The following is an 18,774-nucleotide window of genomic DNA, read 5'->3' as shown; positions in this document are numbered from 1 at the left end:
TATATCAAGATTAACCTATCCTTAAACATCTTTTACTATGCATAATGGCTAATTGAACGCTAAGTAAAAAGAGGCTGGGACATAACTAGCTTCGAATAGTGAAAAAGGTGAATTTGAGCGCGCTCAAACTCACCTTTTTCTATTTTTTCGTGTAAATTCTCCCATTACCTTAGTTGTTGGCAGTGAATTTTCTTAAATTCACTGCCATTAAAGCTAGGCCCATTTCGTTTTCTACCTTCGATTTTCCTCTTACAGAAAATCGGGAGAAACGCAAATTAGCCTTCAAGAATCCAAAAACTGGTTCCACATCGATTTTGCGTTTTCGATAGATGGCACTCGTTTTCTCTTCTGAAAGCTTCGCTCTTACATATTCTTTTTGCTGTTCCCACTTTTCATTCACCATTAGTTTTCGATTGTTGCCTTCTTTGGCTTTTGTACATGATAAACGAAATGGGCATCCCGAACAGTCTTCGCACTCATAGATTTTGAACTTCCGTTCAAACCCTGTACGATCAGTGCGAATAGAATGATATTGAAATTCAAGACGTTTATGATTAGGGCATGTATATGTATCTGTTTCTACATCATAATGCCAATTGTCAGGATTAAATATGTTTTGCTTATACTTTTTGTTCTGCTCCTTCAAATACATATTATAAGTAATAAGTGCTTCTCGTTTTCTATTGGAAAGGATATCATTATAGTTTTGTTCACTACCATAACTTGCATCTGCGACAATGTGTTTCGGTAACACAAAATAATGCTGCTCGATTTCATCTAGAAATGGAATTAACGTACGCGTATCCGTTGGGTTTGAAAACAAACTATAAGCAAGAGTGTATTGACCTTCCGTTGCGATTTGTACATTGTAACCAGCTTTCAATTGTCCGTTTTTCATATAATCTTCTTTCATTCGCATAAATGTCGCATCGGGATCTGTTTTAGAATAGCTATTACGTGTGCCAAAGATTTCTAAATCTCTTTGGTATTTCTGTTTACGCAAGACAAAATCAATCAATTGCTTACGCGCTTGTTTCGGATATTTACGTTCGCTTCTTAAAGCTTTTCGTTCTGAAACATCTGATGTAGCTTCAATTTGTTTATCATACTCGGTTACGACTTCGTCTACTTTTTTAACCAATTGAGTGAGCTCTTCCAACGATAACTGTTCAGTGTTTTCACGTTCAATTTCAATTTCAGGTACGATTTCGTTCTTAAGTAGCTCGTTATATAGCTGGTTTGACTTTTCAATTAAGCTTTCACTATATTTCTCAATGGATTTCTTCCATACGAATGTAAATTTATTTGCATTCGCTTCAATCTTTGTACCATCAATAAAAATAGCTTCTTGATCAATAAGCTTTTCTTCGACCAATTGGCAACGGAATTGGACAAAACATTCGCGAATTATATCTTTCACTTCTGGTTGAATGCGAAATCGATTGATTGTGCGGTAGCTTGGTTCATACCCTTGAGCTAACCACATCATACGAATACTATCTTTTAATAGGGCTTCAATTTTTCGTCCAGAGAAGACTGATTGCGTGTAGGCACATAAGATAATTTTAAGCATCATGCGTGGATGATAAGCTGGACAGCCCTCATTTCGAAGAAATGGTTCGAAAGCTTCTTGCGGGATACTTTCAACTAAGTGATGAACATGGAAGGCTATATCATTATTTTGTAATTTTACTTCTAAATCTAAAGGCAAAACTAATTGATTCATGATATAATTTTTAAACATAAGGACCCTTCTTTCAAGATATGGTGTGGTAACTTTATTTTATCAGAAGTGGTCCTTATTTTAATTCAAAAAATAAACAAAGCCGGTTAACAAATATAAGTTTCCTTTAAATGAGCGCTTTAATTCCTTGATAACTAAAATAAACGCCAAATAGAATCAAGGTCCAAAATTCATTTAAAAAGACCTAATACAATGAGGTTTCAATTTAAATATAAATAAGCAGAGCGATTCATAAGAATCACTCTGCTCGTCATTTTTGTCCTAAGAAAAATTAACAATCTCCTTGTTTATGGAGATGTAACGGTGGCGGAATTAGCCAACCTTTTTCTTTATTTAATCGAAGTACTTTCGCACCTAATACAGCTTTCTGATTATGGAATTGACCATACATCATTGCAACATCTTCTCTGATTGATTTACCAATCACCTGACTACATAGTACTAGGCTTGCTGCAGTATCCGCTGAAAGTGTAGCAGCAATTGCTGGATCCGGCACTCTTGCACCTACTGGAATGTCTTCTAAACAAGCTGCAGGTGGCTCTGGTGAAGCAGGTGGTAAACCAATACCATTTTCTTTCAATAACTCCTCCACCTGTTTTGTTTCCTGCTTACCAAGATTGATGGCTTCAGCTAATATTTTTTTTAAATCATCATCACCAGCATGGTTAATCAAGGTTTGATAACCTGATATCATCGCTATTCCCAACAAGTACCGAAGACCAAAGATCAAAAACCTCGCCGTAATGTAAAGGCTCTTCTTTTGGATTTCCACTTAAGATTCTCATTGTTGCCCTCCTTAAAATAGTTGAGATTTTATCCATGTACTGTGCACTCCTTTGTTAAGCACATAGTTATCTTATCCATCGCCTTACAATTTATTTATGACTATTTTTAGATTTACATTAACACTACACTTGGGTTAATTACTAAAAAATGATATGATTAGTATCAGATACTAAAACTAGGTATAATAAACAATGGAATACCATTTTTGATGCTGTTATGGAGGTTACTATGGAAGATTTAATTCAATTAGAAGGTAAAAATATTGTTGTAATGGGTGTAGCCAATGAAAGAAGTATAGCATGGGGTGTTGCAGAATCCCTATATAAAGCTGGTGCAAAAGTCATTTATACATACCGTCTAGATCGTTCTCGTGAAAAGCTTGAAAAATTATTAGAGAAATACAATTATCCCGCAGAAATGATTGTTAGATGCGATGTGAACAGTGACGAAAGCATCACGCAAGCGTTTAATGAAATTGGTGAAAAAGTAGGAACCATTCACGGATTAGTTCACTCTGTTGCGTTTGCAAACGCCGATGACTTAAAAGGTGATTTTATCGAGACATCCCGTGATGGATATGCATTTGCACAGGACACAAGTGCCTATTCCTTAGTAGCTGCGGCAAAAGCTGCACGACCATATTTAGCAGATGACGCTTCGATCATAACAATGTCCTACTTAGGTGCCGTACGTGCTTTGCCAGGATATAATGTAATGGGCGTTGCAAAAGCTGCACTTGAAGCATGTGTAAGATACCTCACATTTGATCTTGGAAAAGATGGGATTAGAGTCAACGCAATTTCTGCTGGTCCAATTAGAACTTTAGCTGCCAAAGGAGTTCCAGGCTTCAATGATATTATGAAAATGATTGAAGAAAAAGCTCCACTAAAGAGAAACGTTACAAAAGAGGATGTTGGAAACATGTCCATCGCTATGCTAAGTAACCTTTCACGTGGAGTAACTGGCGAAGTCATTTATGTAGATTCAGGATATAATATTGTAGGTTAATTAAAACGAGGGCGAACCAAAATTTGGGTTCGCCCTCTTTCCTTTAGAATTCTAAATCCACTCTTAACTCATCAACATACTCCCTCGAGCCAGTTACGATTAAACGATCCCCAAGCTGAAGTTCAGTGTCACCATGTGGAACGATTGAATCTTTGCCTCTAAAAATGCGAACAAAGATTACATCCCCAGTAAACGGGAAATTCCGTAGCATTGTGCCATCATAAAGACTATTGTTCATTTCAATCTGATACAAGGACTGCTCCTGATTAGTCAAGATTGTCATAATACTAGGCGCTTCGATTAACGCACGGAGTAATGTATTCGTAGACATTAGTAATGAGAAGACATCGATATTAAGGTCTTTTAGCTCATCACCAAGCTCGCCTGATTCAATTCTTGCGATTACACGGTCTACTCCATTTTCCTTCGCGAATTTTGCAATTTCAGCATTCAACTCATCCGATCCCGACGTTATCACTAAAATATCCACATCAAATACATCCGAATCTTTTAGTGTGTCTATCGAATAATCAGAGAGTTCAACAATATCAAACACTGAATCAGAATGTCTTTTATCAATTTTATCCTGCACTGTATGATAAAGAGTCGTATCATATAGTTTCGAATTCAACTCTCGCGTTACTGGTAAAGTCATCTGGTTTGCACCGATAAAAGCAACACGGATAACTGGTTCTTCGACCACTTGCTTTGGAAAAAGCTTTTTAAACCCAATAGGTGAAACAATACTCGCAATGACCGCAACCAAGATTAAAGCACCTGACATTCTGTCATCAATGATACCCATTTTCTCCCCAACAGTTGCAGCAGCTATAACAAGTGATAATGTTGATGTTAGTAACGCACCTGCTCCAATGGTCGTTCTCCAATCATACCATCGCTTAATATAGAGAATCGGAAGCATTTTTGAAATGACTAATGCTATAAATAACAAGGGAATGAGCAATAGAATCTTCGGATCTTGGAAAAGTGCCCATAAATCAAGTTCTACACCAATCATTACGAAAAAGATTGGAATTAAAAATCCATACCCAAATGAATCAAGCTTTTGCACCATTTCATGGTTAGGAGATAATAGCGACACTAATACCCCCGCTAAAAAAGCTCCCAAAATATTTTCTGCACCAATGGTCTCAGAAAGAGCAACTAAAATCATAATTAGCGCAAAAATGGCTCTTGTTCCAATTTGGATTGTACCCTTTGACATCGTTTCTAGGAAGGAACGATTTTGGAATCTTTTCCCAACGAAGTAGAGGAGTACACCCGCACCGAATAGGATTAAGAGTAGCCACATATTGCTCTCTCCGCCACCATAAATTGATGCAAACACAGCAAGTAAAATCATTGTCACGAGATCGGCCACAACTGCGACTAATAAAATAATCTGACCGATATTCGTTTTCATGATTTGGGCATCCTTCAGAGTTGGTACAACAACACCTAAAGAGATAGTGGAAATGATTAATGTCATTAAAAATGCATTATCCGTAAACCCAGACCTCACAAACATAAATGATAATAGAAGTGATAAGATAAAAATACCTGCAAAAACAATGACGGAAACTAAAAAAGTATTTGGAGCCTTTTGGCCATTAGGAAGCTTTTGTCGCTTCTTCCCTCCTGCAAAAGCCGTAAAGTCAATTTCAACTCCACTTAAAAACATTAAAAAGATAAATCCTAGTGTAGATAATGTTTCCAACCACATATCAGGTTCGACCACATCGAAACCACTTTTTCCGATGATAATCCCCATGATAATTTCAGCTACAACGACAGGAATCGCCCGCAGCTTAAACCTATGTAATAACAGTGGTGTCAAAAAGGCCACCACCATCACGATAACTAATGATGTTAATGAAGCACCATGTTCCATATTTTACCCCCTTATAAATAAGATGATTTTATTATTAAACTAAATAACCCATAAAGAATGTTGCTAACCCAAAATAAATTAAAATACTTATAATATCATTGATTGTGGTGATAAAAGGCCCTGAAGCAACCGCCGGGTCAACCTTCAACCGATGCATAAGTAATGGTACAAGTGCACCTGCCAGAGTAGCGACTATCAAAGTAATTAGAATCGAAAATCCAACTAATAGTCCAAGAAAGAAATCACCTAACCAAAAATAAACAACAAACATTATTACCGTTCCACAAACAGCACCAGTTATTACTCCTGTTCCGGCTTCTCTCATGATCAATAGCCATTTATTTTCTTCCTCATCTTCACCAATCGCTATTCTCCGGACAGCAACAGCCAAGGCTTGTGTTCCGGTATTACCAGCCATACCAGCAATTAACGGAATGAAGACAGCTAATATTGCAACCTGATCAAGCGTTGCTTCGAATCGCCCGATTAGGCTTGCAGTTAGCATTCCAAGGAAAGATAAGATAATGAGCCATGGCAATCTCTTTTTAGCTGATGTGAAAATGTTTTTATCTGCTGAATCAACATCTGATATCCCCGCAAGTTTTGAGTAATCATCAGATGCTTCTTCATCCATAACATCGATAATATCATCTACTGTAATGATCCCCAATAAATGGTTTTGAAAGTCAATTACCGGAACAGCTAAGAAATTATAGTCTTTCATCCTCCGTGCAACTTCTTCCTGATCTTCACTAACAGACACGGAGACAACTCGGTCATTCATAATTTCACTAATCATTGTGTCATCATCAGTTACAAGTAGATCCCGAATTGAAATAACTCCTACAAGGTGTTTTTCCTCATCTATTACATAAATATAATAAATCGTTTCAGCACGAGGAGCTTCCTTTTTCAAAATATACATCGCTGATTTAACCGTTTGATTGGCATGTATCGCGATAAATTCGGTAGTCATGATACTACCGGCTGTATATTCCTCATAATGAAGGAGTTGTTTAATTTCCCCTGCAGCTTCATCATCCATTATTGTTAAGTAGCTTGCGACCTGTTCTTTATCTAATTCATTTAATACGTCAACAGCGTCGTCCGCATACATTTGAGAAAGCATATCTGCAACAAACGTTGGATCCATCTCAGATAGAAGCTCTTCATATTCATTCTCATCTATTTCAAGGTTCTCAAAAACTTCCGCCATTTCCGATGGAGACAAAAAAAGATATACGTGCATTCTAGCATCTTTTGGCAATTTCGCGTAGAATTTTGCTCTTTCGTATGGATGTATATCTAAAAATACAGTCCGGAACTGATCAATATTCTCATTTTCAAGAGCTGTAAGCAATTGTTCATTTTCTAGTTGCTGCTGCTCCTTTTCATTTACCTCTTGTTGTAACACGTTGCTTCCCCCCTTACAACTGAAAAAACAAAAAATTTACATACATTTTCAGAAATGTAACATACGACCATTTACTTTTTGTGGCTATATGTATATCATTTTTTATTTAGTGATGTGCTATGTAAAGATTTGCAATCAATCAAAAATAAGCTAAGATAAAATTGGCTATTTATGATAAAGTGGATATTGAATTATACCCTGTTTTCTATAATATAAAACTCGTGCCAGATTAGAAAGGATTTTTTTATCCATGAATAAAGAAAATACTCCACAAAAAATTGATTATACATTGTTGTTTATTTTATTTCTAATGGCTATCGTTAGTGCCATTGCAATCCAAAGTGCACAGCCCTTTTTACCAGAAAAGCTTAAAAATATCAACTTCGCTGCACAACAACTTCAATGGTATGTAATAGGAATTGTCGCGATTATTGGAACCATGGTGATCGATTTTGATCGATTTAAAATGATTTCCTGGTATTTATATGGATTCGGGATGGTGCTATTATTTGGTCTGTTTGTTGAAAAATATGTTGTAGATATCCCTTTTGCTTCGAAGGTAAAGGGAGCAACAAGTTGGTACAACTTTGGTTTTGCAAGCTTCCAGCCCTCTGAATTAATGAAAATATTTATGATCATTGTGCTAAGTAAAATTATTTCAGATCATCGTGAAAATTATCCGATTAATACAGTAAAGGACGATCTTCTACTTATTGGAAAGATTTTATTAGCATCTGCTCCTCCGATTGGTTTTTTAGTGTTACAACCTGATATGGGAATGACCATGGTTTTTATGTCAATCATTGCTACAATGCTACTCGTTGCTGGAATTAAATGGAGAATTATTTTCGCAGCAGTTTTTACAGCTGTTTTTACAGTATCTGTAGGGGTTTTTCTATACTTTAACTTTCCTGATTTTTTCTTTAAGTATATAATAGAAGACTATCAGATGAGTCGATTTTATGGCTGGCTTGCTCCTTTTGATACTGCGGGTAATGAAGGACATCAATTAGTTCGTTCCTTACTTGCAATCGGTTCTGGCCAATTACACGGCAAAGGATTCCAAGAGTCTGAGGTTACGATTCCAGAAGGTCACACTGATTTTATTTTCGCTGTAGTAGCAGAGCAATTCGGATTTGTTGGAACAAGTATTATTATTTCTTTATTCTTCTTATTAATCTATCGAATGATTCATATAGCATTAGAAAGCCATGACCCATTCGGCAGTTATCTATGTGCAGGTGTAATCGGAATGATCACCTTCCAAGTATTCCAAAACATTGGAATGACGGTTGGAATTCTACCAATCACAGGTCTTCCATTGCCGTTCATTAGTTACGGGGGGAGTTCCCTTGCAACCTATATGATTGCAATCGGGATTGTTCTAAATGTTCGTTCTAGAACAAAGAAATTCATGTTTGATTAACTTTAACTTAATGAAATAAAATCACGCCATTTTTCTTATAATAGGGAGAGTGGCGTGATTTTTTTATGTTTATAACTATTGAATCTGATATATATCTGGCCAAAAGTGCCGAGATGCGTTTTTAGGAAGGTGTTTTAGGATGAAAATTGATGTTATTGGTGACATACATGGATGCTTTCAGGAATTTAAAGAACTAACAACAAAGCTAGGTTATTCCTGGGAAAGCGGGATTCCACTACATAATGACCGTAAGTTAGCTTTTGTCGGTGACTTAACAGATCGTGGACCAGAGTCATTGAAGGTGATTGAAACAGTGTATCAGATTGTCGTCCAAGCGAAGAAGGCATACTACGTGCCAGGCAACCACTGCAATAAACTGTATCGCTTTTTTATTGGGAATAAAGTTCAAACCACACATGGCTTGGAAACCACGGTTGCAGAATTCAAGGCCTTGTCCAAAAAGGAACAAGAGTCAATCCGTAATCAGTTTATTGAATTATACGACGCCGCCCCATTGTACGAGAGGTTAGATGGAGGAAAGCTAGTCATAGTTCACGCAGGGATTCGTGAGGATTACATCGGCCGCAATGATAAAAAAGTAAAAACCTTTGTGTTATATGGGGATATTACGGGGAAGAACAACCCTGATGGAACCCCTGAAAGACGCGACTGGGCTAAGCATTATAAGGGGTCTTCGTGGATAGTCTATGGTCATACACCAGTGAGAGAGCCAAGATGGGTGAATCATACTTTAAACATCGATACAGGTTGCGTGTTTGGAGGTAGTTTAACTGCGTTAAGGTATCCTGAAATGGAGACTGTAACTGTACCTTCTACGATGCCACTTGTTGAGGAGAAGTTTCGGGAGTTTGGGTAGATAATGTTGAATTAAGGTTTGATAATGAGCACGAAATGGGCGTTACCATTTAGTTCAGGTTCGTCGATGATCGGGGGCGATTCGACCGCTTGCGTTACCACTTTGTCTTGGTTCCTCGACGTTCGGGTACGATTCGACAGCTTACGTTACCTTTTTGTCTTGGCTTATCGACGATCGGGGGCGATTCAATCGCTTACGTTACCTTTTTGTGTCGGTTTCTCCGAGAACGGGTACGATTCAATCACTTACGTTACCCTTTTGTTTTAGTTTCTCCGAGAACGGGTACGATTCAATCGCTTGCGTTACCTTTTTGTCTGGATTCCTCGATGATCGGGTACGATTCAATCACTTACGTTACCCTTTTGTTTTAGTTTCTCCGAGAACGGGTACGATTCGACCGATTGCGTTACCACTTTGTCTTGGTTCCTCGACGTTCGGGTACGATTCGACCGTTTGCGTTACCCTTTTGTCCGGGGTCCTCGACAAACGGGTACGATTCAATCGCTTGCGTTACCCTTTTGTCTGGATTCCTTGACGATCGTGTACGATTCGACCGATTGCGTTACCTTTTTGACTGGGGTCCTCGACAATTAGGTACGATTCAATCACTTGCGTTACCACTTTGTTCGTATATCTTCGAAAAAACAGGAACGCATCCTACTTACAAAAAAAGCGACCTCAAAAGGTCGCTTTTTCCAATATTTTTTTCATATCCTCAGGTAGTTCTGCCCGAAAGGATAACACTTTCTCATCCATTGGATGCCAAAATGAAAGTTCCCTGCAATGGAGTGCTTGCCTGCTTATATCCACTTTCTTCCCCCCATACAAATCATCTCCAACAATAGGATGACCAATATGAGATAGATGAACGCGGATCTGATGGGTACGTCCCGTCTCTAGCTGCAACCACACATGCGTCCACTCACCAAACTCTTGAATAACTCGAAAATGAGTAACCGCCTTTTGTCCATCCAGCCGCACTTGACGCTCAATAATACTATCGTCCTTCCTGCCAATTGGGGCATCAATCGTCCCAGAATCCATATCCAATTTGCCGTGTACGATTGCTTCATATGCCCTTTTCAATCTTCCTGCCTTCTGTTGCTCAGATAATAGATGATGAATATGGCGGTGTTTAGCAACTACTAACAAACCTGATGTATCTCGATCAAGGCGATTAACTAAATGGACAGTCTTGTTAAGACCTATAGACTGATAATAGAACAATAATGCATTGGCTAAGCTGTCTGACCGGTTTTCCCGTGAAGGGATTGATTGCTGATGAGGAGGTTTGTTTACTACCATTACATAAGGGTCCTCATACACAATCCGTAATGGTAGTTTATTAGGAAGTAATTCCATGCTCGCCTCCTCAGGCGGGAATACGACCTTCAAGACCTCACCTTCCGTTAAAAGGTGCCTAACTGTAACAGATGCATCATTAATAAAGATACCGCCACCAGCAAACTTAATATCTGTAAGAGCTGTTTTCGAAATCTGCTGCTCCCTTAAAAACTCTCTAATTAATTTTCCCGTGTCCCTTGATGAGATTTTCCATTCTAATGTAAATTGAGCCACAATCCTTTTTTCCTTTCAAATTTGTCCATCCACGACTCGCATCGACTATCGTTACTTTCTCACCCTAGCTTACGATAAATTCATCATCGGTTTACTTTGTTCACCATGTTTCCTTTATCTCCTTTAGGAACAAAGACTAACTAAGCACGTCCTTTGACAATGTCTGTGTGTCCCACCTTGAGCCTTAGTACGTTCGTCGCTGAACACTCGCCTCCGAATTTCTGTCAATCCGAAATAAACGAATCACGAACTCTTTTCCAGAATGGGAAAGGTCGGAAGCGTGCAAAACGTACTTTTTCCGGAGCTACGCGGCATTGAATGGACTTGACATCCTTGTGTAAAAGGGTTAAATGGTCAATCGTGATATGAAAATCCACATCATTCACTGGTTTCATCACAATCGTATGGTGATTTGGTAAAATCAATGGCGAACCAACAGTTCGGAATACCCGATTATTAATCGATGCCATTTCTGCAACCTGAATTGCCTCGATTGACGGATGTAATATAGCACCACCAAGCGCCTTATTATACGCAGTGCTTCCGGAAGGTGTGGAAATACACAACCCATCCCCACGAAATGTTTCAAAAAGCTGACCCTTAATTTCAAGGTCCATTACAAGTGAGCCTTCTACACTTTTAACCGTACACTCATTCAATGCGAGATACCTTGACTCTCGTCCCCCATTAATATACCGGATATATACTTCAAGTAATGGATATTCAACCACTTGATATGGGGTTTTTGCGATAGCAATCACTAGTTTTTCAATCTCTTCCGGAACCCAGTCAGCATAGAATCCAAGATGTCCTGTGTGTATACCTACAAATGCTGTTTTATCCAAACGACTGCGGTAACGGTGAAAGGCATATAATAGTGTTCCATCTCCTCCGACAGTAACTACAATATCTGGTTGGTCCTCATCATAAGTAAGCCCGAAGTCCATTAAATAAGTTTTAATCTTATGCATTAATGTATTCGAGTTCGAGTCACCCCTCGAAGTTACAGCAAATTTCATATTTTACACCCTATCTATTATGATTTTTCCCGCATTAACGGGCAGTAAAATTTTGTTTAAAACAACTTTAGTAGGCATGTAATCACTGCCCGTAAATGCCCGATTGGTTCAACTAACAATCAGAGTCATTACCTTCAGCTTTTCTAGAAAAAATAACTTGTGCTTCTTGAATTTCGCCACGGATTTTAGACATTTCCTCATCAAGCTGAAAAGCAGCCTCTGCAGCACGTTGTAGTCGATTCTCAATCTCTTGCGGGAATCTGCCCTTATATTTGTAATTTAAGGAGTGTTCGATGGTTGCCCAAAAGTTCATAGCAAGTGTGCGTACTTGTATTTCTACAAGAATCTTCTTTTCTCCATTAATAGTTTGCACTGGGTATTTAATCACAAGATGATAGGAACGATAACCACTTTCTTTCTTTTGGGAGATATAGTCTCGTTCTTCAATGATTTCAAAATCTTTTCTCATCTTTAAAATTTCAACGACCCTTTTAATATCGTCTACAAATTGGCACATCATTCTTAGACCTGCAATGTCTTGCATCTCTTCTTCAATATTATCGAGTGATATATTTTTCTTAGCAGCTTTATCTAGAATACTAGGGATTGGCTTTACTCTTCCTGTTACAAATTCTATTGGGGAATGGGTCCCTTGCATTTCGAATTGAGTTCTCATTCCTTTTAGCTTAACTTTTAGTTCATCAACAGCTTGCTTATATGGAGCCAAAAAAAGATCCCAGTCTTTACTCATAATAGCCCCCCCTGTTTGTCGAAGCTATAACAATCAAAATGTTTTTTCAACAAGCTCGACCATTTCATTTCCATAGTTGGTGTTACCTTCAATGTTTTGTAACAGGTATTCCAATTCAGGAATGATATCGATAAGTTCGAGTTCATTCTCTTCAAGGTGTAAGATAACTTTTTGTTTTTCTGATATAACATTTTTAAGTGACGGCCATATTGATGATGGCAAGCTCACATATATAAATTCTTTTTCATTTTCAAGTTTGTAGATAAATGCCAATGAGTCAGAATCCACAAGCATTTGTCCACTAGCTTGTAAACCAGCTGTGTCAAAATTTGGTTTTTCCGCTATTAGCTCTAATTGGTTGTTAGAGGTGTTCATTTCACTAATTTCAATACGTTTCTGCATGAGTAAGCTCCTTTTTCTCTTTTCAAAATCCACACTTATTTTATCATATGTACAGCCATTCTTTAAAGAATTGCTAACCAAATCCTAAAAAAGATACACCATAATGATATAATAAAAAAAACTAAAACAAAGGACAGGTTGAAATTATGTCACAAGAGCTTGAAATTGAGTTTAAAAATATTCTAGAGGAAGTTGAATACCTTCAATTGCTGACTGCATTCTCAATTAGTGAGGACAAAAAAATAATTCAAGAAAATTTTTATTTTGATACCCCTGAATTTTCATTAAAGGGGGTGGGGGCTGCCCTCCGTATTCGTAAAAAGAATGGAATATGTACTCTTACATTAAAACAGCCTGTTAAACGTGGTTTGCTTGAGACACATCAGGTACTAAGCAAGGAAGATGCCGAGCAAATGCTTAATGGTGGAAACATCATCGAAGGCGAAGTCGCGTCTATCATAAAAGGATTATCAATCGAACCTCTCGACGTTCGTTTTTTTGGCTCCCTAAAAACGAAACGAGCAGAAGTTGATTACAAAAATGGTTTACTTGTGCTGGATAAGAGTTACTATTTAAATCAAATTGATTTCGAGGTAGAATATGAAGTAACTGATGAAGTTAGCGGAAAATTAAGATTTAAAGAGTTATTAGAACAATACAAGATCCCTATTCGGAAAACAGACAATAAAATTCTGAGGTTTTATAATCGAAAGAAACAAATTCTACTAGGAGAGGAACTCACTTGAAAATAGATTTTAAAGTAATGATGGAGCTTCAAGCTTTGCGTAACGTTTCGACATCCGATACACCGACTACTATTAATGATGGTTTCTTATTTAAAGACATGCTGTTACAGCTTATGTCTAATGCAACTAGTTCATCAACTGAAAGTATACGATCGAAGGTTAATCCTTCATCATTGAATATCAATAATCATTATCTGCCTCTTACAATTTCGAACGCTGCACCTACGTCTATTCCGAACTCTTTTGATGAAATGATACAGAATGCGGCACAAAAATACAATGTGGATGCACGATTAATAAGCTCTGTGATTAAGCATGAATCTAATTTTAATCCAAATGCGAAAAGCCATGCAGGAGCTACTGGCCTCATGCAATTGATGCCCGCAACAGCGAGAGGTCTAGGGGTAACCAACCTAACTGATCCTGTGCAAAATATTGAAGGGGGTACAAAATATCTGCGAAATATGCTAGACCGTTATAATGGAAATGTTTCACTTGCCCTTGCAGCCTATAATGCAGGACCAGGTAATGTCGATAGGTATGGTGGAATTCCGCCATTTAAAGAAACACAAAACTATGTTAGAAAAGTAACAGAAACCTATATCGGATAAACACTGTTCTCCTGGACTAAAACAGGAGAACTTTTATTTTATAAGCGATTTAAACACTATTCCATAAATTTCATTCGCTCAAAAGTGCGCATTATTTGAGTTAAATCTCATCCATTGATAAAATGTTAGTACACTTAACATATGATAGAAACTCCTTACGAGTAGAAAGGGGTAAGGTCTTGAAACATTCTGAAAATATGGGCTTCAATCAAACATCTAGCAATCGTCCGTTAGAGATCTATATGTTTATTGATCCATTGTGTCCTGATTGTTGGGCACTTGAGCCCATTTTAAAAAAGCTAACAATTGAATATGGAAAGTATTTTACAATTCGCCATATTTTAAGTGGCCGCCTTGCTTCCTTAAATATACAAAAGAAAAATAAACCTGCAGACATGGCTGAGGTTTGGGAGCGCACTGCTAGTAGGTCAGGAATGTCTTGTGATGGTAGTTTATGGCTTGAAAATCCGATTTCAGCTCCACATTCTGTATCGATTGCGATTAAAGCGGCTGAGCTGCAAGGAAAAAGAGCTGGTATACGTTTTTTACGAAAACTCCAGGAAAATCTCTTCCTTGAAAAACGTGACATTTCTGATATAGATGTATTAATGTCTTGCGCAGATGAAGTCGGACTAGATGTAAATGAATTTATGAATGACCTTCATTCATCAAGTGCAGCCAAAGCATTCCAATGTGACTTGAAGATCACATCTGAAATGGAAGTGGATGAAATCCCTACTCTCGTTTTCTTTAATGAAAACATTGAAGAGGAAGGTTTGAAAATTACGGGGTGTTATCCATATGAAATGTACGTCCATATCATTTACGATATGCTAGGTGAAAAAATCGAACCAACCCCGGCACCTCCATTAGAAGAATTTTTGAGATACTTTAAATTTGTTGCTTCAAAAGAAATTTCAGTTTTATACGACTTGCCTATACCAGAGGTCGAACGGGAAATGAAAAAGCTTATCCTTAAGCAGAAAGTAGAGCAAGTTCCTGTTAAATACGGAACCTTCTGGAGATATATTGACTAAAAGTACAAGCGACTGTAAGAAGAGCATCGACTAACAACAGCCACGTCCTGTGGCAAATGTCGGTGTCAACACATCGAAGAGCTTTACACTTTCTTCGCGTGTGAATATGCTCCTAACGTTTCTTGTCCTGTGTAAGTCCGACAAGCACAAGACGAGACGGCGAGTAGATTTTTCTTTGACCTTCTTGTTTGATTGGCCAGTGACCTTGAGGGGATAGGCGGTGGAACAAGATTATTGATTAACAAAAAAGACTTGGCCATTTGACCAAGTCTTTTTTTCTATTTCAATAAAGGGGATGGGAGAAATCTCACTTCAAACAAAGGGGTGTTGTTTGTGTGATTACTTCTTGAATACATAATAGCAAGGTTGATAACCATTTTCAACTATTTGTACATTTTTTCACAAAGTTGTCAAATTCCCTATTCTAAAAACGCATGCTTGGACATAGATATTAAATAGATACTTACATTCATTTGTAAGGAGGGCGTAACTATGAGGAAAATTGGGCTGATTATCGGGGTGATTATGATTATCCTCACCTTTGGACTAAACATATTAGGATTGATGAAATTAATTCCCCTTTACATTACGACCCCTCTTTTATTTCTATCGTTACTCGTGACACTTGTTATTTATAATCACCGAAATCGATTTAGGGGTTTTCATTAATTTTGCAAATAAGAGGGCATCCAAAAATGGATGCCCTTCCTTTTTATTGTCTAGCTCCAGGCGCAATAAGATCGAATCATAAGCTGATCAGCTGCACCTTTCGCATTACTTATTGCTTCTCTAATAATTTTTCCATTTCAGTTAGTGTTGCTTCGAATACTTTACATGCTTCTTTAATCGGCTCCGCTGAATTCATGTCTACACCTGCATTTTTAAGTACCTCAATAGGATAATTGGAGCTTCCCGCTTTAAGGAAATTGTTAATATATCGTTCAACAGCAGGGTTACCCTCTTCTAGGATTTGCTTACTTAAAGCAGTTGCAGCACTATAGCCTGTTGCATACTGATATACGTAATAGTTATAGTAGAAATGCGGAATTCGAGACCACTCTAAACCGATTTCTTCATCTACCACAATATTTGTACCAAAGTATTTCTTGTTTAACTCATAGTACATTTCAGTAAACAGGTCTGGTGTTAATGCTACTCCCTCTTGGGCTTTCATGTGAATCATATGTTCAAATTCTGCAAACATCGTCTGACGGAATACAGTTCCTCTAAAGCCTTCAAGCTGATGATTTAAAAGATATAATCTCTTTTGGTCATCGTCAATCGTTTTTAATAAGTAATCTCCTAACAGTGCCTCATTACAAGTAGACGCAACCTCTGCTACAAAGATTGAATAATTACCATATGTGTAAGGTTGATTTTTTCTTGTGTAGTAACTGTGTACGGAGTGACCAAATTCATGAGCTAACGTGAACAGATTATTCACATTGTCCTGCCAGTTCATAAGGATATATGGATTTGTACCATATGCACCAGATGAATACGCTCCGCTTCGCTTTCCTTTGTTTTCTTGAACATCAACCCATCGATTATCAAAGCCCTCTTTTAGAACATTAATATAATCCTCACCTAGTGGAGCAAGCCCCTTAAGGATATAATCCTTTGCTTCCTCATAAGAAACTTCCATTTTCACGTCTTTAACTAATGGTGTGTAGAGGTCATACATATGCAACTCATCTACACCTAACGCTTTTTTACGTAAATCAACGTACCTATGTAAAAGAGGCAGATTTTCATTAATGGTATTTACTAGATTATCATATACCGTTTCTGGAATATTATTGCTGCTTAGGGCTGCTTCGCGGGCTGATTTATAATTACGAATACGGGCATTAAAATTATCCTTCTTTACAGTACCACTTAATGTGCTACCAAAAGTATTTTTAAATTTTCCATACGTGTCATATACCGCTTTAAAAGCTTCTTCTCTCACACGTGGGTCAGAGCTTTCAAGGAATCGAATATAACGACCATGTGTAATCTCTACCTCTTCACCATTCTCATCTTTAATAGTCGGAAACGTTAGGTCAGCATTATTTAGCATTCCAAATGTGTTGCTTGAAGAATCCATTACTTCATAAGCTTGTGCAAGCAAGGCTTCTTCTTTTGCAGATAAAACATGTGGTCGTTCACGATTAATATCATTTAATGCATGCTCGTATACCTTCAGCTCTTCTTTTTCAGCTAAAAAGGATTTTATTTTATCTTCATCGATTGATAAAATTTCCGGCACGATAAATGCGAGCGCACTTCCTACCTGCGTATACAAATTAGTTGCACGATCATATAGACCTTGATAAAACGAATTTGATGTATCTTGGTCATTGCGCATATGTGCGTATGTATAGAGTTTTCCCATTCGTAAGGAAATTGCATCTTGATAAGCTAAGGCTTCATACAGCTTATCCGCAGATTCACCGAGTTTTCCTTGGAATGCTTCGATTCCAGGTATCATCTCTTTTATTTCTTGAAATTCTTTTTCCCAATCTACGTCAGATGCAAAAATATCTTCTAATCTCCAAGTATCCTGCTCAGCAATCTCATTACGATTTGGGAGTTTTTTTACAGTTGATTGTTCAGCCATTTTATAAACCTCCTATTTCCTACTCTTTAAAATGTATTCGATATCCTATTAACTATCTCCTTTTTTATCAGAAAAAGTTTAAGTTTTTTGAATTCAGTCATCCACCAATATTAGGTTTTACCATTCCAACCTCTTCATTCTTTCCAACAATTTCCAACCTTTTGATAAGGGCTAGATCCATGTTATAGGCTTCCTCCAAATTAGCGGGTATGTGAGGTTCCCTTGCTTTTTGATATATTGTCTGTGTAAGTTTTTTTAGTTGCCCCGCTTTCACAAGCAAATCCAGGTATTCCTCCACAGCAAGCGAATATTGGGTATGAAAAATCAACGGAAGATGTCTGATTGTAATGTTATTTGAAGCAATTCGTTTAGATATCACCTCCATTGCCTTTGAAAAAAAGAAAGTATCCCCTATTGGTAGTGGAAGCAATAAATCTAACACCATCCACATTTGCCATATCATTGGTGGTGTCTGGAACCAGTAGGCTGAGCGGACAGGCAAACCAGCTTCAGCTGGCAAGTGGGATGGAGGTATTTGGTATTGGTAAAGGGAAGATAAAAATGATGCGATTTGATTAGATGAATAAACGGAGTAGCTTGCTCTCCATTTATACTTTTTTCTTACCCACAAACTTTGATAGGTAAACATTGGTTGGTTGGGGGCGTATAAATGTCAATGATAAAATGTACATTTTCGCTCGTTTAAGGATGTACAATTTTGCTTCCCAACTATTTTTATGAATCCTCCCCAAGCAGTCGTTAATCAGGATAGGGGAGGATTTATTAATTCAAAAAATCTCTAGTTTACCTTCTAAATGTTCTTTCTCCTTTTTTAATAATGATAATTCACATTTCAGTTCGTTTATTTCATCTAATAATCTT

Annotated in this window: 16 protein-coding genes and 1 pseudogene; 7 read left to right on the top strand and 10 right to left on the bottom strand. The window is 37.5% G+C overall.

Going from position 1 to position 18,774, the window contains the following annotated elements:
- Nucleotides 1-169: 169 nt before the first annotated feature.
- Together ACR65M_RS09460 and ACR65M_RS09455 are read right to left on the bottom strand one after the other, a co-directional pair.
- Nucleotides 170-1,744: an IS1182 family transposase gene (locus ACR65M_RS09460; protein ID WP_440273167.1), complete on the bottom strand. Its 1,575-nt coding sequence runs from the start codon at nucleotides 1,742-1,744 to the stop codon at nucleotides 170-172.
- Between the two features lie 271 nt (nucleotides 1,745-2,015).
- Nucleotides 2,016-2,529 (bottom strand): annotated as a pseudogene (locus ACR65M_RS09455) (DUF3231 family protein).
- 229 nt (nucleotides 2,530-2,758) lie between these two features.
- Between ACR65M_RS09455 and fabI the strand changes: the two are divergent.
- Complete coding sequence (fabI, locus tag ACR65M_RS09450; protein ID WP_440273166.1) at nucleotides 2,759-3,538, top strand: enoyl-ACP reductase FabI; 780 nt, start codon at nucleotides 2,759-2,761, stop codon at nucleotides 3,536-3,538.
- A gap of 43 nt (nucleotides 3,539-3,581) precedes the next feature.
- On the opposite strand, the gene ACR65M_RS09445 is transcribed toward fabI, so the two are convergent.
- Both ACR65M_RS09445 and mgtE read right to left on the bottom strand, forming a co-directional pair.
- Complete coding sequence (locus ACR65M_RS09445) at nucleotides 3,582-5,429, bottom strand: monovalent cation:proton antiporter family protein (protein ID WP_440273165.1); 1,848 nt, start codon at nucleotides 5,427-5,429, stop codon at nucleotides 3,582-3,584.
- Between the two features lie 34 nt (nucleotides 5,430-5,463).
- Nucleotides 5,464-6,843 (bottom strand): magnesium transporter, encoded by a 1,380-nt coding sequence (gene mgtE, locus ACR65M_RS09440; RefSeq protein WP_304213024.1) that lies wholly within the window; start codon nucleotides 6,841-6,843, stop codon nucleotides 5,464-5,466.
- Between the two features lie 250 nt (nucleotides 6,844-7,093).
- On the opposite strand from mgtE, the gene ACR65M_RS09435 reads away from it, so the two are divergent.
- Complete coding sequence (locus ACR65M_RS09435; protein ID WP_121445377.1) at nucleotides 7,094-8,269, top strand: FtsW/RodA/SpoVE family cell cycle protein; 1,176 nt, start codon at nucleotides 7,094-7,096, stop codon at nucleotides 8,267-8,269.
- A 139-nt stretch (nucleotides 8,270-8,408) separates the two neighbouring features.
- Complete coding sequence (gene prpE, locus ACR65M_RS09430; RefSeq protein WP_121445378.1) at nucleotides 8,409-9,146, top strand: bis(5'-nucleosyl)-tetraphosphatase PrpE; 738 nt, start codon at nucleotides 8,409-8,411, stop codon at nucleotides 9,144-9,146.
- A 678-nt stretch (nucleotides 9,147-9,824) separates the two neighbouring features.
- Here the strand turns inward: prpE and ACR65M_RS09425 are convergent.
- The 4 genes from ACR65M_RS09425 to ACR65M_RS09410 form a co-directional block, all read right to left on the bottom strand.
- On the bottom strand, nucleotides 9,825-10,724 hold the full coding sequence (locus ACR65M_RS09425; RefSeq protein ID WP_207899819.1) for an RluA family pseudouridine synthase: 900 nt from the start codon (nucleotides 10,722-10,724) through the stop codon (nucleotides 9,825-9,827).
- Between the two features lie 224 nt (nucleotides 10,725-10,948).
- Nucleotides 10,949-11,743 (bottom strand): NAD kinase, encoded by a 795-nt coding sequence (locus ACR65M_RS09420; RefSeq protein ID WP_121445380.1) that lies wholly within the window; start codon nucleotides 11,741-11,743, stop codon nucleotides 10,949-10,951.
- Between the two features lie 112 nt (nucleotides 11,744-11,855).
- The gene (yjbM, locus tag ACR65M_RS09415; RefSeq protein WP_121445381.1) at nucleotides 11,856-12,494 is read right to left on the bottom strand and encodes a GTP diphosphokinase; all 639 of its coding nucleotides are present in this window, start codon (nucleotides 12,492-12,494) and stop codon (nucleotides 11,856-11,858) included.
- Between the two features lie 33 nt (nucleotides 12,495-12,527).
- On the bottom strand, nucleotides 12,528-12,896 hold the full coding sequence (locus tag ACR65M_RS09410; RefSeq protein WP_121445382.1) for a UPF0738 family protein: 369 nt from the start codon (nucleotides 12,894-12,896) through the stop codon (nucleotides 12,528-12,530).
- 146 nt (nucleotides 12,897-13,042) lie between these two features.
- Between ACR65M_RS09410 and ACR65M_RS09405 the strand changes: the two genes are divergently transcribed.
- The 4 genes from ACR65M_RS09405 (at nucleotide 13,043) to ACR65M_RS09390 (ending at nucleotide 15,959) form a co-directional block, all read left to right on the top strand.
- Nucleotides 13,043-13,642 carry a CYTH domain-containing protein gene (locus tag ACR65M_RS09405; RefSeq protein ID WP_121445383.1) on the top strand — a complete coding sequence of 200 codons (600 nt, stop codon included), beginning with the start codon at nucleotides 13,043-13,045 and terminating at the stop codon, nucleotides 13,640-13,642.
- Entirely contained in the window at nucleotides 13,639-14,253 is a 615-nt protein-coding gene (locus ACR65M_RS09400; RefSeq protein ID WP_121445384.1) for a lytic transglycosylase domain-containing protein, read from the top strand. Before ACR65M_RS09405 ends, ACR65M_RS09400 begins: the two co-directional genes overlap by 4 nt.
- Before the next feature lie 197 nt (nucleotides 14,254-14,450).
- Nucleotides 14,451-15,290 carry a ClpXP adapter SpxH family protein gene (locus ACR65M_RS09395; RefSeq protein WP_165918097.1) on the top strand — a complete coding sequence of 280 codons (840 nt, stop codon included), beginning with the start codon at nucleotides 14,451-14,453 and terminating at the stop codon, nucleotides 15,288-15,290.
- A gap of 525 nt (nucleotides 15,291-15,815) precedes the next feature.
- Entirely contained in the window at nucleotides 15,816-15,959 is a 144-nt protein-coding gene (locus ACR65M_RS09390; RefSeq protein ID WP_440273210.1) for a hypothetical protein, read from the top strand.
- 109 nt (nucleotides 15,960-16,068) lie between these two features.
- Here the strand turns inward: ACR65M_RS09390 and pepF are convergent, their stop codons facing one another.
- Nucleotides 16,069-17,892, bottom strand: coding sequence for an oligoendopeptidase F (gene pepF / locus ACR65M_RS09385; RefSeq protein ID WP_121445386.1), 1,824 nt, complete (start codon nucleotides 17,890-17,892; stop codon nucleotides 16,069-16,071).
- A gap of 97 nt (nucleotides 17,893-17,989) precedes the next feature.
- The gene (locus ACR65M_RS09380; RefSeq protein WP_440273164.1) at nucleotides 17,990-18,541 is read right to left on the bottom strand and encodes a hypothetical protein; all 552 of its coding nucleotides are present in this window, start codon (nucleotides 18,539-18,541) and stop codon (nucleotides 17,990-17,992) included.
- Nucleotides 18,542-18,774: the final 233 nt, after the last annotated feature.

The sequence above is a fragment of the Ferdinandcohnia sp. SAFN-114 genome, assembly GCF_059415045.1.
The sequence above is the reverse complement of the archived record's forward strand: the minus strand, read 5'-3'. Positions and strand labels throughout refer to the sequence as shown.